25 protein-coding genes and 1 pseudogene are annotated in these 20,803 nt (G+C 27.9%); all 26 read right to left on the bottom strand.

The genetic code is table 11. The features are described 5' to 3' along the window. Positions 1-321 (bottom strand): flagellin N-terminal helical domain-containing protein (locus BN6774_RS08350; RefSeq protein ID WP_456236280.1); only part of this gene is annotated, 321 nt, incomplete at its 3' end. 126 nt (positions 322-447) lie between these two features. Beyond that, positions 448-942: pseudogene (locus BN6774_RS08345) on the bottom strand (flagellin); the annotation flags it as partial. Between the two features lie 228 nt (positions 943-1,170). Beyond that, positions 1,171-1,434: a hypothetical protein gene (locus tag BN6774_RS08340; RefSeq protein ID WP_159426823.1), complete on the bottom strand. Its 264-nt coding sequence runs from the start codon at positions 1,432-1,434 to the stop codon at positions 1,171-1,173. Positions 1,435-1,645: 211 nt separating this feature from the next. Further along, positions 1,646-3,679: a glycosyltransferase family 2 protein gene (locus tag BN6774_RS08335; protein ID WP_066892495.1), complete on the bottom strand. Its 2,034-nt coding sequence runs from the start codon at positions 3,677-3,679 to the stop codon at positions 1,646-1,648. A gap of 151 nt (positions 3,680-3,830) precedes the next feature. Then, entirely contained in the window at positions 3,831-4,649 is an 819-nt protein-coding gene (gene hag, locus BN6774_RS08330; RefSeq protein ID WP_066892492.1) for a flagellin Hag, read from the bottom strand. A gap of 163 nt (positions 4,650-4,812) precedes the next feature. After that, on the bottom strand, positions 4,813-5,145 hold the full coding sequence (locus BN6774_RS08325; RefSeq protein WP_066892490.1) for a flagellar protein FliT: 333 nt from the start codon (positions 5,143-5,145) through the stop codon (positions 4,813-4,815). Positions 5,146-5,149: 4 nt separating this feature from the next. After that, positions 5,150-7,276, bottom strand: coding sequence for a flagellar filament capping protein FliD (fliD, locus tag BN6774_RS08320; protein WP_066892487.1), 2,127 nt, complete (start codon positions 7,274-7,276; stop codon positions 5,150-5,152). A 34-nt stretch (positions 7,277-7,310) separates the two neighbouring features. Beyond that, entirely contained in the window at positions 7,311-7,694 is a 384-nt protein-coding gene (gene fliS / locus BN6774_RS08315) for a flagellar export chaperone FliS (RefSeq protein WP_066892485.1), read from the bottom strand. A 13-nt stretch (positions 7,695-7,707) separates the two neighbouring features. Next, positions 7,708-7,998 (bottom strand): hypothetical protein, encoded by a 291-nt coding sequence (locus tag BN6774_RS08310; protein WP_066892481.1) that lies wholly within the window; start codon positions 7,996-7,998, stop codon positions 7,708-7,710. A 14-nt stretch (positions 7,999-8,012) separates the two neighbouring features. Further along, complete coding sequence (locus tag BN6774_RS08305) at positions 8,013-8,363, bottom strand: flagellar protein FlaG (protein WP_066892478.1); 351 nt, start codon at positions 8,361-8,363, stop codon at positions 8,013-8,015. Between the two features lie 135 nt (positions 8,364-8,498). Further along, positions 8,499-8,723, bottom strand: coding sequence for a carbon storage regulator CsrA (gene csrA / locus BN6774_RS08300; RefSeq protein ID WP_066892475.1), 225 nt, complete (start codon positions 8,721-8,723; stop codon positions 8,499-8,501). A 26-nt stretch (positions 8,724-8,749) separates the two neighbouring features. Further along, positions 8,750-9,172, bottom strand: a complete 423-nt coding sequence (gene fliW / locus BN6774_RS08295) for a flagellar assembly protein FliW (RefSeq protein ID WP_066892472.1) — start codon at positions 9,170-9,172, stop codon at positions 8,750-8,752. A 12-nt stretch (positions 9,173-9,184) separates the two neighbouring features. Next, positions 9,185-10,180: a flagellar hook-associated protein FlgL gene (gene flgL / locus BN6774_RS08290; RefSeq protein WP_066892469.1), complete on the bottom strand. Its 996-nt coding sequence runs from the start codon at positions 10,178-10,180 to the stop codon at positions 9,185-9,187. A gap of 13 nt (positions 10,181-10,193) precedes the next feature. Next, positions 10,194-12,029 (bottom strand): flagellar hook-associated protein FlgK, encoded by a 1,836-nt coding sequence (flgK, locus tag BN6774_RS08285; protein WP_066892466.1) that lies wholly within the window; start codon positions 12,027-12,029, stop codon positions 10,194-10,196. A 13-nt stretch (positions 12,030-12,042) separates the two neighbouring features. Next, positions 12,043-12,453 (bottom strand): flagellar protein FlgN, encoded by a 411-nt coding sequence (locus BN6774_RS08280; protein ID WP_066892463.1) that lies wholly within the window; start codon positions 12,451-12,453, stop codon positions 12,043-12,045. Position 12,454: 1 nt separating this feature from the next. Next, positions 12,455-12,727: a flagellar biosynthesis anti-sigma factor FlgM gene (gene flgM, locus BN6774_RS08275; RefSeq protein ID WP_066892459.1), complete on the bottom strand. Its 273-nt coding sequence runs from the start codon at positions 12,725-12,727 to the stop codon at positions 12,455-12,457. A gap of 168 nt (positions 12,728-12,895) precedes the next feature. Further along, a complete protein-coding gene (fliY, locus tag BN6774_RS08270) occupies positions 12,896-14,032 on the bottom strand; it encodes a flagellar motor switch phosphatase FliY (protein WP_066892456.1) in 1,137 nt (378 codons plus the stop codon). Further along, positions 14,025-15,020, bottom strand: a complete 996-nt coding sequence (gene fliM, locus BN6774_RS08265) for a flagellar motor switch protein FliM (RefSeq protein WP_066892454.1) — start codon at positions 15,018-15,020, stop codon at positions 14,025-14,027. The genes fliY and fliM overlap by 8 nt, the downstream gene beginning before the upstream one ends. A 15-nt stretch (positions 15,021-15,035) precedes the next feature. Further along, positions 15,036-15,434, bottom strand: a complete 399-nt coding sequence (locus BN6774_RS08260; RefSeq protein ID WP_066892451.1) for a chemotaxis protein CheW — start codon at positions 15,432-15,434, stop codon at positions 15,036-15,038. A gap of 22 nt (positions 15,435-15,456) precedes the next feature. Continuing rightward, a complete protein-coding gene (locus BN6774_RS08255; RefSeq protein ID WP_066892448.1) occupies positions 15,457-15,816 on the bottom strand; it encodes a response regulator in 360 nt (119 codons plus the stop codon). A 15-nt stretch (positions 15,817-15,831) separates the two neighbouring features. Then, positions 15,832-16,431 (bottom strand): chemotaxis protein CheC, encoded by a 600-nt coding sequence (locus BN6774_RS08250; protein WP_066892445.1) that lies wholly within the window; start codon positions 16,429-16,431, stop codon positions 15,832-15,834. Between the two features lie 14 nt (positions 16,432-16,445). Continuing rightward, positions 16,446-18,467, bottom strand: coding sequence for a chemotaxis protein CheA (locus BN6774_RS08245; protein ID WP_066892442.1), 2,022 nt, complete (start codon positions 18,465-18,467; stop codon positions 16,446-16,448). 13 nt (positions 18,468-18,480) lie between these two features. Continuing rightward, positions 18,481-19,245: a CheR family methyltransferase gene (locus BN6774_RS08240; RefSeq protein ID WP_066892439.1), complete on the bottom strand. Its 765-nt coding sequence runs from the start codon at positions 19,243-19,245 to the stop codon at positions 18,481-18,483. A gap of 9 nt (positions 19,246-19,254) precedes the next feature. Beyond that, positions 19,255-19,845 (bottom strand): CheB methylesterase domain-containing protein, encoded by a 591-nt coding sequence (locus BN6774_RS08235; protein WP_066892437.1) that lies wholly within the window; start codon positions 19,843-19,845, stop codon positions 19,255-19,257. A 14-nt stretch (positions 19,846-19,859) separates the two neighbouring features. After that, entirely contained in the window at positions 19,860-20,360 is a 501-nt protein-coding gene (locus tag BN6774_RS08230; RefSeq protein ID WP_235829597.1) for a chemotaxis protein CheD, read from the bottom strand. Then, positions 20,357-20,803 carry a chemotaxis protein CheW gene (locus BN6774_RS08225; protein ID WP_066892430.1) on the bottom strand — a complete coding sequence of 149 codons (447 nt, stop codon included), beginning with the start codon at positions 20,801-20,803 and terminating at the stop codon, positions 20,357-20,359. Before BN6774_RS08225 ends, BN6774_RS08230 begins: the two co-directional genes overlap by 4 nt.

Raw genomic sequence — 20,803 nt, 5'->3', positions numbered from 1 at the left:
TCTATCTACAGTTACATTTGTATCATTAGCTCCTTGAACTGCTAATTCTCTCATTCTTTGAAGTATTGAATGAGTTTCATTTAAAGCTCCTTCAGCTGTTTGGATTAATGATATAGAATCTTGAGAGTTTCTTCCAGCTTGATCTAAACCTCTGATTTGTCCTCTCATTTTTTCTGATATTGCAAGTCCTGCAGCATCATCACCAGCTCTGTTTATTCTTAAACCTGAGCTTAATTTTTCCATTGACTTACCAGCTGTTGTTGTGTTTCCTGTCATGTTTCTGTGTGCATTTAATGCATTCATATTGTGATTAATTATCATAATAAATTCCTCCTTGATTTTTAAATTGACATCCTTGTCATAATGTTATTAACATTATAAAAACATCTTTCTTTATTCAAATTTACTCCTTTTTAATGCTTTGAATGAATAAATTTAAATACTTGCTTATCTTAATAATTGAAGAACTCCTTGTGGTTGTTGATTAGCTTGTGCAAGCATTGCTTGTGCAGCTTGTTGTAATATATTATTCTTTGAGAATGTCATCATTTCTTTAGCCATATCAACATCTCTTACTCTGCTTTCAGCTGCTGTTAAGTTTTCTGATGCAGTTCCTAAATTATTAATTGTATGTTCTAATCTGTTTTGTAATGCTCCAAGCTTTGATCTTTCTGTTGATACTGTTTCTATTGCCTTATTTATATTAGAAATAGATGTATTTGCAACAGTAGTATTAGTTACAGCAATATTAGCACCACTTACAGATAAATTTGTAGCTGACATACCATTGATTGATAAACTTATAGTTTGTCCTTTATTAGCTCCAACTTGGAATTGCTTTCCTGTAAACTTACCATCTAATAGCTTTTGCTCATTGAATTCTGTTTGACTTGATATTCTTGTTATTTCTGAACTTAATTGATCCATTTCTGCCTTTATAGCTGTNTCCTATATTATATAATAACTTAGATTTTAAGTTTTCTAATTCTTCATTCATAATTATCCCCCGTAAAATTTAGTACTATCTGTTAAGTTATATTAAGATTGTCTTCTCTCCTATAGGAAACCATTAAGTTTTGCTATAACCAGTTATTACCACAAGAAGATTAGAAAACAATAAACAAAACCGATATTAGTTCTTTTATTATTACTTTAATAAAATACATAAGTTTATTTTCTACAATTATATTTATCAAAAATCCTAATATAAGCATTATTCATTAATATTAGCGTTGCTAAAAATATAAAATCCCCAGAATTTGAATATTCGTAATATAAATTTAACAATTTCATAGACTTACTATATTGGTTTCTATTTACCAAAGAATACACATAAGTTTCTATAAGACCTTCTACATAATTACTATTTTTATTGACAGTTAAATCAATAGCCGTTTTTAAACTATTAGTAGCTTCTTGATAATTATTTTTCATATAATAGCTTTTACCAAGTACATAATATAAATAAGGCTCCTTAAATTCCAATTTAAGTTCTTTTAGTAATAATTTAATATTTTGAAATTATATTTTTTAATAGATTTCAATCACTTAGCTATGTTACTTTCCTCATTTTTGAATGTAATAAAAACTGAAATCATTTCAATTACTTCTTCCCTAACGTTTAACTGTAGATTAATATTAGTCTTTAATAAACTATATTAATATATTCTTCATAAAAAATAATATCTTCATCCCTATCTAGTATCTTATTGTATTCATTGATATTCTTTTTAGCTTCCTCTAATTTATTTTCCATTAATAAATTTAAAATAATATTTTTAAATTCTTTCTTACATTGATCCATTTCATTATTAATAAAGGAATTCTCAATAAATAAATTACTTAATAGTTTAATAATATCTTTAAATTGTGGCTCAATAATCAAAGCATTTTTAAGTAAATCAATAGAATATTTAACATCAGTATTTTTGTAACTGAATGCCTCATAAATATAAAGACAAAATCTTTCTCTATCTGCTAATAAATACATATTTTCTGCTAAAAGCACTTCATCTTTATAAATTGACGTTATATATTTTATATTCAACAAAATATATTTAATAATTAATTGTATATTTACATCTGTTTTATTAGCCAGTAAAAATTCATATAAATAATTACTAAAAAATTTTATTTGTGATAAATCTCCATTTTTAATCTTATCATCCATTGCTGCAATAAAATTATTATTATCTATAGACTTGTCACTAATTAAATATTGCACAAATTTAGAACTATTTTTAAAACTTATTTTTTTCAAAAAAGCACTTATATCAATATTATTATTTATACAAATTTCTATTATCCTTGAATAAAAACTTTCATTATTATTCAAATCATATAATGTTAAAAAGTTATTAATTAATTCATTTTGTTTATCTATATCTTTTTCAATTAATATTTTATTATAATCACCATAAATATCACTAATTTTTGATAATCCATATCTAATGTTTTTATTTAAATCTATATACTTATTTTCTATTATTTCTGAAATCATTTGTCTATTGTTAAAATCTAGTTTTTTATAAAGTTCTAGAATATCTTCTTCCTTCAAATATCCTATTATTGCATTAATACATACTCTTTTATCCCCAATATTTTCAAGTTTATCTATTTCTAATAAAGCTTTATTATATTCCTTTTCATTCAAATAGCAAGATATTAAATTTATCCTAGCTGTATTTTGAAATCCATTTTCTATATTATAACAACTTATAGATAAATCCTGTGAAATCTCTAATTTATCAAACCTACTTAACAAATCAAAATATTTTTCAAAATCCATAATAGCTTCTTTATAACTAAATAACATAAAATTATTTATTCCTCTTAAATAATATAAATCTAAATAATCATTTCTAATAGTTATACCCTCTGTACATATTTGCCTTGAAACTTCAAATTTTCTAACTATATTCGCACATCTTGCAAAGGCTGCATATAGATAACTATTTTTATATTTTTCATTATTTGACTTTCTACTTAATATATCATAAGCCTTTTTAAAAATATTATAGGCCTTTTCAGATTCATTATGCATATCATAGCTTACTCCTAATTGAAAAATATAATATATATTTTCGGGATCACTTTTCAATTCTTTTTCTAATATACTCTTTGTTCGTATAAATTTTTTTTCCATAAGTTCCTTATCTTTAACATTATATCCATAATGATTTATATATAAATTAATTTTATGTATTGGATTTTTATAAATTGGTTGATTATGTACAGAACCTAAGTATTTAAACTCCCCATCATTTTTAAAAAATCTAGGTGATGGAGTCATAGCTACAGTACTTTCATCATTTAAATCATTATAATTTCTTATGTTACAAATTAATGTATTATTTTTATTAATATTTTTATCTAAAAGATATTTTTTTAGTTTATCTTCTTCTAAAACTTCTTCATCTGCATCTAAAATAAATATCCATTCTCCTGTGGCATAACTGATAGTTATATTTCTCATTTCTGAGAAGTTATTATTCCACTTATGAAAATAAACTTTATCTGTATACTCCTTAGCTATACTTACTGTATTATCACTAGAACCCGTATCTACAATTATTAGTTCTGCAATACTGTTACATAGATTTTTAACACTCTCACAACATCTTCTTATATTTTTTTCTTCGTCTTTAACCATCATGCATATACTTAATTTTTTTTTCATATATATTAACTCCTTAAATTCTATTTAAATCCACAAAACTAATCTTTATTTTATTTATCGTATATTAATTAAAAATCTTTATATAAAACAAGAGAGTATAATAATCAAATTATTATACTCTCTTAACTAAAGTTTTAACTTTGCTCTTTACTTATCTTAATAATTGAAGAACTCCTTGTGGTTGTTGATTAGCTTGTGCAAGCATTGCTTGTGCAGCTTGTTGTAATATGTTATTCTTTGAGAATGTCATCATTTCTTTAGCCATATCAACATCTCTTACTCTGCTTTCAGCTGCTGTTAAGTTTTCTGATGCAGTTCCTAAATTATTAATTGTATGTTCTAATCTGTTTTGTAATGCTCCAAGCTTTGATCTTTCTGTTGATACTGTTTCTATTGCCTTATTTATATTAGAAATAGATGTATTTGCAACAGTAGTATTAGTTACAGCAATATTAGCACCACTTACAGATAAATTTGTAGCTGACATACCATTGATTGATAAACTTATAGTTTGTCCTTTATTAGCTCCAACTTGGAATTGCTTTCCTGTAAACTTACCATCTAATAGCTTTTGCTCATTGAATTCTGTTTGACTTGATATTCTTGTTATTTCTGAACTTAATTGATCCATTTCTGCCTTTATAGCTGTTCTATCTACAGTTACATTTGTATCATTAGCTCCTTGAACTGCTAATTCTCTCATTCTTTGAAGTATTGAATGAGTTTCATTTAAAGCTCCTTCAGCTGTTTGGATTAATGATATAGAATCTTGAGAGTTTCTTGATGCTTGGTCTAAACCTCTAATTTGTCCTCTCATTTTTTCTGATATTGCAAGTCCTGCAGCATCATCACCAGCTCTGTTTATTCTTAAACCTGAGCTTAATTTTTCCATTGATTTTCCAGCTGTTGCTGTATTTCCTGTCATGTTTCTGTGTGCATTTAACGCATTCATATTGTGATTAATTATCATTTTATAATTCCTCCTTGATTTTCAAATTGACATCCTTGTCATTTTTATATTAGAACTCCTACCATTTGGGTGGAGAAATTCTCTATATAGAGCTTTAAGTTGCTTAAGCTTATATTATATATATCGTATTATTTTACTTAACTTTATAGTTTTTATAATTTTTTTAAATTTTTATATTAATAAAACTATTTATTTTTCTATTCTTTTCGTAAGCATTATTAGCATTTTTTATTTTATGAAGTTTTTTTATTTCTTCTTTTACTTTTATTTGTTCTTCTTTTATAGAAACTTTTAATTTCTTATCAAGTTCTAATAATCCTTTTGATATATATATTTTCTTTATTTCTTCAAGGTTTTTATTTTTATCTTTAAATAATTCATTAATTATTTTTTCTCGTTTATCCATAAGGTTATTTAAATCTTTACCATCATTATTTATATTTTGTATTATATATTCTGTTATTTTTTTATATTCTTGTAATATATTTTCTACCATAATTTTAACTTAACCCTAACTGCTGCATTAAATAACTTTGTTGAGAATTATATTTATTCATCATAGTCTCTAAAGTAGAATACTTTGAATATAAAGCTTGCTCTCTTCTAGCAAAATCTATTTCCATATCTGACATCTTTTTTTCATATTCTTGAATAGATTTTGTTAATGTATTATTATAGGCTGTGACAGTCCCTTCATATCCAACTTTTTTCAAAAAATTAGATGTTGAAGTCATAGTTTCATTATATAAAACATCTTTTAATCTTTGAATTATTCCTGTTTTAGAGTACTTTTGAGAATCTGAAAGATTTCCATCATTAGGTTTTGATTTAATAAATAAATTCATTACTTCCTCTGAGTTTTCTTCTAGAGCCTTTGTTAATTCATTTTCATCTATAGTAAAGGTACCATTTTTTGTTCCTTGATAATCTGCAACAGGTTTTATACCTATTTTTTCTAAATTTAATCCCGAGCCATCAACTAATGTTCTCATAGAATTTTTTAAGCTATTTGTTATTCTAGTTAAATCAGTATCTCTACTAAGCTGACCTTTTTCTACTTTTTCATTCCAAAGCTTAACTTCTTCTTCAGACATTTCTTTCTTTTGGTCTGCCGTTAAGGGATTGAAATTTCTATTTCTTTTTTCTGTAGTTAATTTATTTAATTTTTCTATTAATGTATTATAATCATTAAAAAATTTAACTAATTTATCTTTAATTTCAGTAACATCTTGTTTACCATTTATACTAATAGTTTCACTAGTAGGTATGTCACCATTAAATTTAAAGGTTACTCCATCCAAAGTTACTGTATTAGAGTTTCCAGTATGATTATAAACCCCTTTTTTATCATCTTTTATTATAAAATTTGCATCTTCTCCACCAGTTGAAATTTTAACATCATCTGATACCATACTTACATCTACATTATAATTTGAACCTGCTATATTAGAAGTTAAAATTAAATTATCTCCACTTAAAGTTGCAGTAATATTTATATTTTGTTCCTTTAATACTTTATTTACATATTCATTTTCTTTCCCAGGAGTTGCCTTAGACAAGTCTATAACATTTCCATTAACTGATATTCTAAGAGTGCCATCATTCTTTAATTTATTTAAATCTATTGTATTAATTGTAGAAGTTGCATCTATTCCTATTTTAAATATTACGTTTTTATCACTAACGCTATCTTTAGCATTTATTGAAATCTTAGGGTCTTGAACATTCTTTCCTAAAACTGTACTTTTAAATTCAATATTACCATTAGTATCAATGGCTGCTGAAAAATTATATTTTTTCAATTCATCATTTAAAATATTTTGTAATTTTTCATTGTCTATAGCTGAACCATCATCATTTTTTATAGAATCCCAAGTTATATTAATTAATTTATCTTCATTTCCTACTTTCAGCTTAATTTCATTGGTAGATGATGAACCTACCTTAAAGTCACTTACTTTAAATCCAGTTACAGTTGCCGCTGTTGCATTTTCTCCCTGTACTGAATTATTTTTTATAAATTCACTACCTCCAAGTGTAAATACACTATTACTACCTAAAACCTTAGATTCAAATATAAAACCACTAGCATTAGCACTTCCATTTCCAGCAAAATCAGTATATCTAACTGAGACATTTATTCCAGCCTTAGTTAACTCCTTATTTAAAAAGTCAGCCTTTTCTTTATTTGATAAACTTTCATCTATTACAAATTCTTTACCATTTACTATTACTTTGCTTTCTGTAACTTTTCCATCTTTATCTGTAGTTTTAGCATCAAATTTATCTAAGGTTATACTAGCAGCTTTAGCACTAGTTCCCGTAATAGTATAATTTCCCACCTTAGCATCACTATTACCCTTAACAGATACTAAGTTTTCATTAGATGATGTAAAGTTTGTTGTTACCCAATTTTTAGTTAAAAGTAAACTATTACTGTTTGTTATATCAAAATACTTATTATAGAACTCTCTAGAATCCTTTATTACTTCTCTATAAAGCTTTTGTTTAATTTCAAGTATTTCCTTTTCTTGACCTTTTTTATCTATTTTTATTCTATATGGCTTCATTGAATTTTTCACTATTTCATCCATATCTAGACCTGTTGCTAAACCCGTAATTCTCATTTAAACACCACCTTTTAATAATTAATAATGTAGTTTATCTAGATTTTTTAGATATTTCGTATGCTTCGTGCCATGTATTTCTTACATCTTCAATAACTGGCATAAGCTCATCCATCATATTTATATCTTTCTTTAAGTTTATTTCAAAAAGTCTAGTTTTTATAAAATCATAGACTCTATACATTTGTTTTGCCCATTCTCCTGCATTTTGATCTAAACTTACCATTAATTCAGTAAAAATATCTTGAACCTTAACTAAATTTTCATGGCTTTTCTTTATATCTTTTTCTGCCAAAGCTTCTCTTGCAATCTTTGAAAATCTTACTGCACCATCTACTAGCATTAGTAACAACTGTTCCTTTGATGCATAATTTACACTATTATTTTTATATACATTGAAAGCATTATTGCCGTACATTTATTATTTCCTCCTACTTTTTAACATCTAAAAAGGTACCATAACCTAATGTCTTTAAATCTTCTTCTTTTTCTCCATTTAGGCTTATAGTTTGGCTTTCTATCTTTGTAGCATTGACAGTAATTTTACCTTCATCTCTTTTTTTAGCTTCTTCTTTTACATATTCATTGAAGAACTTCTTTTTTTGCTTTTCACTATCCTTATTAATAATTATGTCGCTTTTCCTATGAACCTTACCATCTTTAGTTTTTTCATGTAATTTTCTTCTTATATCAGTATCAATTTTATTTAGCAAGAAATTCATAGTAACTCCCCCTATTAAGCTTTTTTATCAATAGCAATTCCTACAAGTTCGCATATCTTAGCTATTAAATCTAAAATTTTCTTTGGTGGACACTCCATAATTACTTCTTTAGTATCTTGATCTATAATCTTTATCATTATATCACCAAGCTCTTTATGGACAGAATACTCTGCATAGGTATTTTCATCTTTTAAAAATTTATTTAGCTTATCTACTGCCTTTGCTATATCTTCTTCTCTATAGCCCTTATCCTTAGCACTTACAGCTTCAATAACATCCTTGTTAGCTGAAACTTGCTTATTCTCTATTAATGCTGATGTACTTAGGTTAGCTTGTCCTCCTTGACTTGTAACCTTAAAATCCATTTAAAACACCCCCATTCTATAATTCATAATTAAAAATTGATAATGGATAATTATTGTTGAAATTCAACTAGTTGAATTTCTTACTTATCAATTTCTAAAATTCCAACTAGATTGGAATTTATCCTCAATTCTTAATTATTCATTCTTCATTTTTAATTTTTGTAGTAGTTCTATGTTTATATTCATCGCTTCTTTATTTTCATTTTGTACTTCTTCAAAAAGCTCTTTTCTTAATATAGTCATTTCTTTAGGTGCTTTTATTGCTAGCTTCACACTACCATCTTCTATTTTAGAAACTGAAATTTCTATATTATCACCTATTAAAATAGACTCTCCTTTTTTTCTTGTTATAACTAACAAAGTTACACCCCTCTTTACAATTATTATTAATTAAAAACTTTAGTTTTTATTTTGTATTCTTCTTTATCTAGTATATATTGTTCCCCTTTTTTATCATTTATATTTATTACTAGAGGTGCTTTTAGGTTCGCTGTTATATTTTCTACCTTTTCACTTAAGGTCACTAAAGAATATAAAACTACATCATCTTCTTTTTGTATATTTAAATTTTTTATTATTTCTTCGCTTAATTTTATTTCGTAGCTATCTTTTATTATAAAGGGAGAAATTATTACAAATCCTATATCCTTATCTTCTATAGATTGAAGGATATTAAAGGGACTGCCTTCTCCAACTGCTTTTATTACATATTTTTTTAAAGTATCAAAACCTGGTAATCCCTTTTCAAATTTTATTACTTCATCTTCTTCATATTGTATTTTTCCATGTATTGGTGATATCACTTCCATATTAACCTTCTCCTATCTTAGATAATCTAATAGCGATGGCTGAATAATTTTAGCACTTACTTGAAGTGATGCTAAATACACACTTTGAGCTACTGTTGCTTCTATATTTTTTTCTGCAAAATCTATATCTTCAGTTTGGGATAAAATATCTTTTAAGTTAAAGTTTTGCTCATCGTTTTGACCTGCAGCTGCTTCCATTCTATTTTGCTTTGACCCAACTTCTGCTCTTATTTTTAGTAAATTTGAAATAGCTTCATCCATATCCTTTAGATTTTCATTAGTTACCTTATTACTTGCATTTGTATCTTCTGATGCTACATTGTCTACAATATCCTTTAATAAATTCATTACATTTGAATTTACTCCATTTTTATCTTTAAATAAAAGCACATCTGTTGCAGATACACTATACTCCATAGTAACTCCTTGAGATACTTCTACACTAAGTTTCTTTCCTATCATATTAATTTGATTTTGAACATTTTCATCTAAATTATCTAAACTCAAAGTTTCACCTTCGTTACCACTTAAATGAATAAAGTTGTTTCCACTCTCTAAATCCTTAGTACTACCTACTGGTTTTGAGCTTCCCTTAGTCCCACCAAATATATACTTACCATCAAAGCTAGTATTTAATATTTGTGTTATTTCATTTACTTTTTCATTCATTTCATCTCTTATAGCTTTTTTTTCGTCACTACCATAAGCTGCATTTCCAGCTGAAACCATAAGTTCTCTAAATCTTTGAAAACTATTTCCTAATTGTTCTAAGGCTGTATCTGTTGTGTCTAACCAATTTGTAGTATCGTTTATATTTTCATTATATTGGGTGTTAGCTCCTATATCGCTATTTAATTGCATGCTTCTTGCAGCTTTAAACGGATTATCTGAAGGTCTTCTTATTTCCTTACCAGATGTAAGCTGGTCATTTATTTTTTTCATATAGCTTTGATTTCTTCCTAAATCTCTTAGAAAGCTTTTACTCATCATTTGGTTTGTAATTCTCATTTATCTTCCCTCCCTATCTCTTTAATCCATTAATTACAACTTCTAAAAGTTCATCTACAGTTGAAATAATTTTTGCATTTGCATTATAAGCATGTTGAAATTGAACTAAATTAGCCATTTCTTCATCTAATGAAACCCCTGAAACCGAGGCCCTACTTTCTTCTATGCTATATAATAAATCTTCTTGATTAGTTACCATTCTTTGAGCTTCTTGAGCTTGTACGCCTAATCTATCTATAGTATCTTTAAAGTATGAATCCATCTTCATTCCTGATGTACTATTTTCAATTTTTAATCCATTGTTTGAAAGTGAATTACCACCTTTATATTTATCAAACATATCTTTTCTAGAATGTACTGACTCATTTATATCTTGAATTCTTATTAAAGAATCTCTAAGCTGTGCAATAGATAAAGCTCTTGATCCATCACTATCTCCATCTAAATTATTTTCATGAGTATAAGCAAATAAATCGTCATGAGTCTTTGTCTTAATCTTCATTACATCTTCAAGTATTTCCTTGTTTATAGAAATATTTTTAGCTGTAATTTCTTCTTCTCCCTTTAAGGCCTCATCTAAGTTACTTAATAATCCATTACTTCTATATTTAGCTACATCCTTATTTACAAAGAATGGTAGATAATCCTTATCTGCTCCACCTGAATTATTTAATGGATCTTCTATTCCACTATGAATAGCATTTACTGAAAATGCTAATGCTTTTGCTAATTTATTAAGCTGATTCATATAATCTTCAATATCTTTTTGAACAGAAACTAATCCACTTACACTTCCTGTTTCAGGCTTAAATACCATAAGCTCAGAGTAAGTTATTACATCTCCATCCTTGATTGGATATCCGTCACCCCTAGCTGCTTGACCATTCTTATCAGCCCAAATTATTCTATTATCTTTTATTTCCTTTGCTTGCTCTTTTGTTATTCCTGAAATCTTAAAGGTTTGCTTATTAGACTCACTATCCATATTTCCATTCTTATAATATGTTACTATATAAGTCTTTCCAGAAAAGTCGCTTTCATCCAATTGTACATCTGTAACATAAGAAAACCTAGAAACATCCCCATTAGGGCTAGAATTTACTAATAAAGATGCCTTCATAGCTCCAGTATCTGTAGGTCTTAAATCTATTCCATTGAACTCTCTTTTGTCTACTTGAATTCCAAATTTATAACTTAGTTCATCAAGCAATAAATCTCTTTTATCCATTAAGTCATTTGGTGTATTTCCTGAAACTGTAACACTAATTATTTCTTGATTAACTCTATCTAATTGCTCAAGCATACTATTAACTTCAGTAACTGTACTCTTAAGCATATCTTGTGCATTTGTTTGTAAGCTTTCTAATTTCGCATAAGTAGCATTTAAAGCATCTGCTAATGCTGCTGATTGTTGTGCTACAACAGTTCTAGCATTTGAACTATTAGGTTGCTTAGAAAGTTCTTGAAAAGAATCGAAGAATTTACCCATTAATGTTGATAAGCCTGTGTCAGATGGTTCGTTAAATACACTTTCAACTTCATATAGGTAATTATTTCTCATATCATATTTACCTAAAACTGCATTTTCTCCTCTAATTTGAAAATCTAAAAAACTATCTCTAACTCTTTCAATTGCTTGTATTTGTGCTCCAGTTCCTAATTGTCCAGCTTGCATTGCTGAATTCATAGCAGTTCCACCAAAAGGTCTGCTGGTCTCTATTTTAGCTCTTTGCCTTGAATATCCTACTGTATTTGAATTTGCTATATTATGAGAAGTTACATCAATACTTTTTTGTTGAACATTCATTCCTCTTTTTGCTATATTAAATGTTGAAAATAATCCTGACATATATTAACCTCCATTATCTTCTTATGTTTCCATAAGAATTATAAGTCGTAGCATCTTTCTTAGGATTAATTATATTTAAAAGTTTATTAGTAAAGCTTAATTGTTGCTTTATTAATAATTCATTTGTATCCTTTTGAAGCACCATTTCATTTAATAATTTTTGTATGTTTCTATAGGAAATATCTAAACTCTCATCTTTAGTATTTTCTACATACTCCTTAATAGATGCGTTACCTAAAAACCTTCTTCTTTCAACTTCTGCTTCTGCAACTTCCTTATTTTTTAATTTTATTTCTTCTACAACTGCTTCCATACCAAATATATCTTTACTTAAAATAAGCTTATATTGTTTATCTAACAAAGCCAAAAGTTCCCTTAATTTTTCTTCTTCAAAAGAAAGAATATCCTTTAAACTGTTTTTCATACTATTCTTTACCACTCATAGCATCTAGCATTCCTTTTGCTATAAGCCTTGCATCATAGGAATATGTTCCATTTGCAATTTCATTTTTAACTTCCATAACTCTCTTTTTATTATCATAATTATTATCAATAGAATAATCCTTTAATGCTTTAGATGCTTCAGAAATTTCTATTCTATCGTAAGTTTTTTCTTTTTCAACTTTATTTACTTTATTAGAAGAAATTTTATTATAATAGTTAATTCCGCTTGTATAATTAATTCCTTTTATATTCATAACGCCCTCCATCAATATCTTATATATTTACTTATCGTTGTTTTTACCTAAAAGTTTAGGTATTAAATAAAAAAAGTGTGATATGTAAGTTCAATTATTACGTTACTTTTCCCAAGTCAACATCAACTTACATATCACCACTTTAATCCTAAAATAATGAAATATATTTTATTTTAATGATTTAATTCTTTCAGCGCCGCTAACAATACTTGTAATTCTTACACCAAAATTTTCATCCACAACAACAACTTCTCCAAAAGCTATTTTCTTACCATTTACTAAAACCTCTACTGGCTCTTCTGCTAATTTTTCTAACTCTATTAAAGAACCAGTGCTTAAGTTTAATATATCCTTTATGCTTTTTTTAGTTCTTCCTAGAACTACAGATATATCTAGTGGAACATCAAGTATTAAATCTATATTCCTATGAGATTCAGAAACTGCACCTTGGGATAATGGCTCAAAACTTGCTCCATGAACTTCAATAGGCTTTTCCTTTATTTTTTCTTCAACTTTTTCATTGTATGTTGATGTTAATGCAGCTTCATCATATTCAACTCTATTAACCTCAGAATGAATTTCATTTTTATATGTAGTGGAAGGCTTTTCTACACTTATAGATGAGACTGTAGATTCTTCCACAGCTGACTCTTCTCCCATCATTATAGAAACTATTTTTTTTGCTGTATCTATAGGTAGAATTTGCATCATGTTAGATTGAAGTAATCCTTCTATAGTTAAATCAAAGCATACTTCTACTATAGGTTCCTCTTCTGGGATGTTTTCAGTTATAGTTTGATCCATATCTCTCCATATTTTTGAATTAGGAGGAGATATGTTTACTTCTCTAGCAAACATTGTGGCCATGGAAGTTGCTGCTGAACCTATCATTTGATTCATAGCTTCCTGAACAGCACTAACTTCTATCTCTGATAGTTCAGAAGTAGAAACTTGTCCATCTCCCCCCATCATAAGATTAGCTATCACTGCAGCATCCTTAGTTTGCATAATCAAAATATTTCTTCCTGTAATTCCTGAAACATATTTAACATCTAAAATTATATTAGGATATTTAAAACCTTCTTTTATTTCTTTTAATGTAGTTACCTTAACCTTTGGTGTGGTTATATTTACTTGTTTATTTATAAGTTGATAAAGAGCCGTTGAAGCGGATCCCATTGAAATATTACCTATTTCCCCTAGTAAATCTTTTTCAATATCTGAAATTACTTCTGGTGCACTCTCTTCTTCAGTCCCCTTTAATAACGAATCTATTTCCTCTTGAGATAAAAAACCATTACTCATTCTCAATCACATCCTTATCTAAAATATCTAAAAGTTCAACTCCCATATTCTTACCTATAATTCCTGGTTTAGCTATAAAGCACTCCTCATCTTCTACAAATACTTTTACTGGATCACTGCATTGAGAATTTAAAATCAAAACATCTCCCTTAACTAGCTTTAAAAAATCATCTATAGTTATTTCTGTTTTACCTAACTCTACATGCATATTAACTTCTACAGGCTCTATTCCCTTTTTAAGCTTTTCCCTTACTTCTTCTTCTAATTCATCTTCATCGCTCTTAAACCAATATTGAACTACAAGCTTATCTAAAACTTTTTCAATACTTAAATAAGGAATACATAAGTTCATATATGTTGTACTTTTACCTAATTCTACTAAAAAGCTAAGCAAAGCTACTGGCTCATTTGGTGCTAGAGTTTGATTAGCTGTAGGGTTAGTTTCAAGAATCTCAAACTCAGGTTTTACATCTAAAATCCCATCCCATGCCAATACCATGGATTTTATCATTTCTGATGTTATATTAGCTAGAATATTTTTTTCTATTTCAGAAAATTCCTTAGCATTATCATTCTTTTCTCCTGTACCACCTAAAAGTATATCTAGTATTTGAAATGAAAATTGAGGATTCATTTCTAGCAATATATTACCTTGAAGAGGTGGCATTCTAAATATTGTTAAGATGGTTGGATTTGGAATTGAGTGAACAAATTCTTCATATGTAATTTGTTCAACACTTTGAATTTCTATTTTTACATGTCTCCTAAGTTGACCTGAAAGATAATTACTAACTATCCTTGCAAAGGAGTCATGAACCATTTCTAAAGTTCTTATATGATCTTTTGAAAACTTTTGAGGGCTTCTAAAATCATACTTTTTAATTTTATGTTTTTCCTCTTTTTCTTTTAGCTGTTCTGGCTCAACATCTCCTGTAGATAAGGCAGAAAGAAGAGCATCTATTTCACTTTGACTTAAAACCTCTGCCATTTCTATACCTCATTTCTATTGATTTATTAGTCTTTCTATATCTATTACAGTTAGTAATCTGCCTTCTAAATCAATTATTCCTTTTATATAAGCCTCAGTATTATGAGTTTCTAACTTTTGAAGCTTTTGCTCCTCTATTTCTAGAACCTCTTCAACTTCATCTACAGTTATTCCTAGCTCCTCATCGTCAACCTTTAAGATAATAATATTATTTTGTTCTTTATTTGATTCAATATTAAGCAATAAGTTTACATCTACTAATGATTTTATACTTCCTCTTAAATTAATTAAGCCTTTTATATAATTAGGAGCTTTAGGTACTTTAGTTATAGCCATCATATCATTAATACTTAATATTTTATCTGTCTCAACTGCAAAATGCTCTTCCCCTAATTTAAATATTACAAATTGCATCTAACATGCCTCCTATTATAATTTAGCCAACTACCTTTCTTATCGCTTCCAGAACTCTGTCAGCTTGGAATGGCTTTACGATAAAATCCTTTGCTCCTGATTTAATTGCATCCATAACCATAGATTGTTGTCCCATTGCAGAACACATTATTATTTTCGCAGATGGATCAAATACTTTAATTTCCTTAACTGCTTCTATTCCATCCATATCTGGCATAGTTATATCCATAGTTACAACATCTGGTCTTTCTTTTTTATATAAGTTTACTGCCTCTATTCCGTTACTAGCTTCACCTACAACTTCAAATCCATTCTTTTGTAATATATCCTTTATCATCATTCTCATAAAAGCTGCATCATCAACTATTAAAACTTTTGTCATTTTAAACCCTCCAAACTATTTTATTCCTAGTGATTCTAATATTTTTTCTAATGATCCGGGAGCCGGAACAAAATAAAGATGTCCTTCAGTATTATTTTCTTCTTCTCCCATAAAAAGTGTTTCTATATCTAATACATAATCTTGATATTGACCTGTTTCCATAAAGGTAGAAACAAGAATTGCACTAATCATATCATTTACTACTGCTGGTACAGAGGCTGTTGCCTTTAATCCTGTAAAATCTGCTATAGCATTCATAAATGATGATGATATTATATTTCCAATTTCTCCTATAACTGAAATACCCATTTCTGTTAGTTTATCTTCTTTTGTCAAAGTCATTTTAGAAATTATATTTAAGGCTACTGTTGAATCAAAGACATATAGAATACTACCTTCAATATCATCTAAAACCTTAACTAGAACTGCAACTACTTCATTTTCCTTATAGCTATTAAATAACTCATCAAAAGCTATTAAGTTCATATTAGGTACCGACATATCTATTTTAGTTCCAAGAAGCACAGACAATGAAGTTGCTGCATTACCTGCTCCTATATTAGAAACTTCCCTTAAAGCATCTAATTGAAATGAGGTTAAATTTTTGTATTCCATAAAAATCCTCCTTTCTAAATCAATGCTGCCACATCAAGAATTAAAGTTACTAGTCCATTTCCTAAGATTGTAGCTCCTATATATTCCTTTAAGGATTTTAAAGTCTTGCCTAAAGGTTTTATTACTATTTCTTGTTGTCCGAATAATGAATCTACAAGTAAACCTACAGTCTTTTCCCCTACCTTAACTATAATAATAAACTTCTTCTTGCTTTCCTTATTTTCTATTCCTAATCTCTCATTAAGTCTAATTAAAGGAATTACATTTCCTCTATAAATTATAACTTCCTCACCATTGGTCTTCTTAACATTTTCCTCTTTATAATCTATTACTCTATCTATAAATCCTAAAGAAATAGCTAAGGTTTCATCTCCAACCTTTACTAGTAAAGCTTGAATTATTTGAAGTGTTAATGGTAATTTAATAATAAAAGTAGAGCCTTTTCCTTCTTCACTAATTACATCAACGCTTCCACCTAGTGATGAGATTTTTGTTTTAACTACATCCATCCCAACTCCTCTTCCTGAAATGTCTGTAACTACTGTATTAGTACTAAATCCTTGAGCAAATATAAGATTTCTTATATCATTATCACTTAGTCCTTCTGTGCTTATTCCTATCTTCTCTGCCTTATTTTTTACCTTTTGAAGATTTATTCCAGCTCCATCATCACTAACCTTAATTAAAGCTTTTGTTCCTTCTTGATATGCCACAAGTTTAATTGTACCAACAGGATCTTTTCCTTTTGCTATTCTTTCTTCTTTACTTTCAATTCCATGATCCGCTGCATTTCTTAAAAGATGTATTAAAGGTTCTCCAATTTCATCTATAACGGTTCTATCTAATTCTGTTTCCGAACCTTCTATTACAAAATTTATTTCCTTTTTAAGCTCTACAGATAAGTCTCTTATCATCCTAGGGAATCTATTAAATACCACTTCTAATGGTAACATTCTTATTTTCATAACTAGATCTTGAAGATCTGATGTAGTTCTTTCAACTTGTTCTAAGGTTTCTATTAATTCTTGAGACTTATCATCAATTACTATTTGTTCTAATCTAGTTCTATAAATTACCAATTCAGAAACCATATTCATAAGCTTATCTATTCTCTGTAAATCTACTCTTACAGATTGATGAGCTCTTTTATTATTAACGCTTGTCTCTTTTTTCTTATCTTGAGATATTATTTCTTTAGAGTTTAATTGTTCATTTTCAATTATATTTTTTTCTTCTAAATCAATATCTTTTATAGAATCACTTTCATAATTATCATTTAATATTACATAAGATGTTTTTACATCCTTTACCTCTGATATATTAGAAACTAAAGTTTTAATTTCTTCCTTAGTTTTTTTCGTTACTACAACAAAGAATAACTCTGTATCGAATTGTTCATTCTCAATATCCTCTGTTGCTGGAAAAGATTTTATAATTTCTCCTTGTGCTTCTAGCTCCTGAACTATTAAGAATGCTCTAGCTGATTTTAATAACGTGTCTTCTCTTAAAGATATTTGAATGTTTACTCCATTATATCCATTGTTTTTTGCTTGCTTTACTACTGAAATATCATATTCATTTAAATTAATAATTAAATCCTCTTGCTCTAAATAAGATACTTCATTTAAATCTTCATTTTCACTAATTTCAGATTCTTCAATTTGCGCTGCTCTCTCTAGGGCTTTTATTACACTACTAATTTCAATTTCTTCTTCATTACCATCTTCCACATTACTAACCATCTTTTCTAGTGTGTCTAAGCAATCAAACAACACAGTAACTACATCCCTAGTTACCTTAAGCTTGCCTTCTCTAAACTCAGACAAGATATCTTCCATTTTATGTGTTAATTCAGCGATGTTATTAAACCCCATAGTAGCAGCCATTCCTTTGATAGTATGTGCCACTCTAAATATTTGATTCAACTTATCTATATTGTTAGGCTCCTGTTCTAAATCTAATAATGCTTCATTTAATGTTTGTAAATTATCCATTGATTCTTCTAAGAACATCCCCATATATTGAGATACATCCATCTTATTCACCCCTTTATACTCTCTTATAAATAAAAGTAGAAACTTTTTCTAGATTAAATTCTTTATAATTGTAAATACTTTCTGTTGCACCTACAAATAACAATCCACCTTTTTTTAATGAGTTGGAAAAATTTTTAAATATTTCTTTTTTCACTTCATTTTTAAAATAAATAATTACATTTCTACACACTATTAAATCAAATCCATTTTCATACGAATCTAATATTAAATCATGTTTTTTAAAAGTTACCATTGATTTTATTTTATTATCTATTAAAAACCTATCATTTACCTTAGTAAAATATTTGCTTTGAAAAAATCCACTTACATTTTTCATTTCTATTGGTAAGTATTCTCCTTTTTCAGCTCTCTTAAGTATATTACTATCAATATCTGTTGCTAAAATATTTGCCCTTATACCAGGTGCAATTTCTCTTATTAGCATAGCTATACTGTAAGGTTCGCATCCAATAGAGCATGCTGCACTCCAAATTTTTAAATTTAAATTACTTTTACTGTAATCCTTTAATACACCTTGAAGTTCGAAAAACAATTCTGGATTTCTAAAAAATTCTGTAACATTTATAGTAATAAAATCTAAAAATTTTTCTCTTTGTTCTTTGTCAACACTAAGTACTTTTTTATACTCTTCTAAGGAAGTTATTCCTGTTCTTGACATTAAGCTTCCTATTCTTCTATTTAATTGTTCTGGCTTATATGCATTTAAATTAATATTAAACTGCTTATAAACCCAATTATGAAATTCTGTAAAGTCCATAGCTCCTCCCTAATTCACCTTAACCAAAGTTTTTATTTTGGATGCTATATCCTTTAAAGGAAGTACATAATCTACACAACCAGTTTCATATGCACTTTTGGGCATTCCATAAATAACTGAAGTTTTTTCATCTTGAGAAATAGTTGTTCCATTATTCATTTTTACTACAACCGTTCCTTCTGCTCCATCTTTGCCCATACCTGTAAGTATCACAGATAGAACTCTACCACCGTAAATAGATGAAGCTGATATAAATAATTTATCTACAGCTGGTCTTACCCCCCAAATTGGATCTTCTTTATTTAATGCTATAATTCCTGAGCCTCTAACTACCATATGATATCCACCTGGTGCTATATATATCTTATTCTTTTCTATCTTTATTCCATCCTTAGCTTCTAAAACTTCTAGCTCACATTTTTTATTTAATCTCTCAGCAAAAGTTTTAGTAAATCCACTTGGCATATGTTGCACTATTAAGACTGCTACATTTAAATCTTTAGTGATTTCAGTAATTATCTTCTCTATAGCATTTGGGCCACCAGTTGATGCTCCTATTAATATAATGTCTTTATTATTTATTACTGCATTATTTGCCAATAATGTAACACCCCCTATAGTCTTTTAAGACTACTTCCGATACTTCTAATTATTACTGATCCATCCTCACTTTCAAAAATCATAGTTCTTCCCTTATTACCACCAGTGTCTTCACCTATTATAGGAATAGATAATTTATTAATAGCCTCAATAACTGCTGCACTATTTCTTTTTCCAACATCACTAATTATTTTCTTATCTGGAAAATTAAACATAGATGCACCACCAGCTATTTTAGCAGTCATATTTTCTTTTCTACACCCATAGGATATCATCTTTTTCACTAAATTCTCTACACCTAAATCTGCGTATTTAAAAGGATTTACTATATTTTTAAATTGTTTACTATCAGGTAGCATAATATGTACTAATCCTGCTATTTTCTTTTCCTTATCATATAAAGCTATTCCAACGCAGGATCCTAAACCCATTGTAATTAATTTATCCGGGGATGATACTATAGCGCTATCTGCTATTCCAACTCTAACCTCTTTTTTGTCATCCAATATTTTCACCCCTGAAAAATAATCTCTTCTTCCTCTACTGTCAACACCTTTTCTAAGTCAAGCATAATTATAATGTTATCTTTTTTCTTTATTAAACCCTTAATATACTTTTGTGATATTAATGTTGAAAGACTACTTGGATTTTTTATTTCTTCATCTAAAATACTAAGTACTTCGCTAACGCTATCTACCAATATTCCAAACTTTCCATTTTCTCTTCTTACAACAATAATTTTTTTATCTAAGCTATCCTCTTTTTTTAGTTTAAACTTATCTACAAGATTTAAAATAGGTAAAACACTATTTTCATAGTTTATTACACCATCTAAAAAACTTGGAGAATCAGGAAGAGCAGTTGGCTCTTCATAACCTAAAATCCTTTCAACATCCATAATATCAGTTGCATAGAATTCATTTCTAAGCTTAAAAACTAATATTTTTATCTCTTTCAT

Source organism: Clostridium nigeriense (assembly GCF_900086595.1).
In the GTDB taxonomy this organism is placed as follows: Bacteria; Bacillota; Clostridia; order Clostridiales; family Clostridiaceae; genus Clostridium; species Clostridium nigeriense.
Note: the sequence above shows the minus strand (reverse complement) of the source record. Positions and strands in the feature narration are given on the sequence as shown.

Bases quoted from the DNA above. Each gene is read 5' to 3' on its own strand.
- BN6774_RS08340 (WP_159426823.1), bottom strand. From the start codon at position 1,434: ATGAAAAATAATTATCAAGAAGCTACTAATAGTTTAAAAACGGCTATT.
- BN6774_RS08335 (WP_066892495.1), bottom strand. From the start codon at position 3,679: ATGAAAAAAAAATTAAGTATATGCATGATGGTTAAAGACGAAGAAAAA.
- hag (WP_066892492.1), bottom strand. From the start codon at position 4,649: ATGATAATTAATCACAATATGAATGCGTTAAATGCACACAGAAACATG.
- BN6774_RS08325 (WP_066892490.1), bottom strand. From the start codon at position 5,145: ATGGTAGAAAATATATTACAAGAATATAAAAAAATAACAGAATATATA.
- fliD (WP_066892487.1), bottom strand. From the start codon at position 7,276: ATGAGAATTACGGGTTTAGCAACAGGTCTAGATATGGATGAAATAGTG.
- fliS (WP_066892485.1), bottom strand. From the start codon at position 7,694: ATGTACGGCAATAATGCTTTCAATGTATATAAAAATAATAGTGTAAAT.
- BN6774_RS08310 (WP_066892481.1), bottom strand. From the start codon at position 7,998: ATGAATTTCTTGCTAAATAAAATTGATACTGATATAAGAAGAAAATTA.
- BN6774_RS08305 (WP_066892478.1), bottom strand. From the start codon at position 8,363: ATGGATTTTAAGGTTACAAGTCAAGGAGGACAAGCTAACCTAAGTACA.
- fliW (WP_066892472.1), bottom strand. From the start codon at position 9,172: ATGGAAGTGATATCACCAATACATGGAAAAATACAATATGAAGAAGAT.
- flgL (WP_066892469.1), bottom strand. From the start codon at position 10,180: ATGAGAATTACAAACCAAATGATGAGTAAAAGCTTTCTAAGAGATTTA.
- flgK (WP_066892466.1), bottom strand. From the start codon at position 12,029: ATGTCAGGATTATTTTCAACATTTAATATAGCAAAAAGAGGAATGAAT.
- BN6774_RS08280 (WP_066892463.1), bottom strand. From the start codon at position 12,453: ATGAAAAACAGTTTAAAGGATATTCTTTCTTTTGAAGAAGAAAAATTA.
- flgM (WP_066892459.1), bottom strand. From the start codon at position 12,727: ATGAATATAAAAGGAATTAATTATACAAGCGGAATTAACTATTATAAT.
- fliY (WP_066892456.1), bottom strand. From the start codon at position 14,032: ATGAGTAATGGTTTTTTATCTCAAGAGGAAATAGATTCGTTATTAAAG.
- fliM (WP_066892454.1), bottom strand. From the start codon at position 15,020: ATGGCAGAGGTTTTAAGTCAAAGTGAAATAGATGCTCTTCTTTCTGCC.
- BN6774_RS08260 (WP_066892451.1), bottom strand. From the start codon at position 15,434: ATGCAATTTGTAATATTTAAATTAGGGGAAGAGCATTTTGCAGTTGAG.
- BN6774_RS08255 (WP_066892448.1), bottom strand. From the start codon at position 15,816: ATGACAAAAGTTTTAATAGTTGATGATGCAGCTTTTATGAGAATGATG.
- BN6774_RS08250 (WP_066892445.1), bottom strand. From the start codon at position 16,431: ATGGAATACAAAAATTTAACCTCATTTCAATTAGATGCTTTAAGGGAA.
- BN6774_RS08245 (WP_066892442.1), bottom strand. From the start codon at position 18,467: ATGGATGTATCTCAATATATGGGGATGTTCTTAGAAGAATCAATGGAT.
- BN6774_RS08240 (WP_066892439.1), bottom strand. From the start codon at position 19,245: ATGGACTTTACAGAATTTCATAATTGGGTTTATAAGCAGTTTAATATT.
- BN6774_RS08225 (WP_066892430.1), bottom strand. From the start codon at position 20,803: ATGAAAGAGATAAAAATATTAGTTTTTAAGCTTAGAAATGAATTCTAT.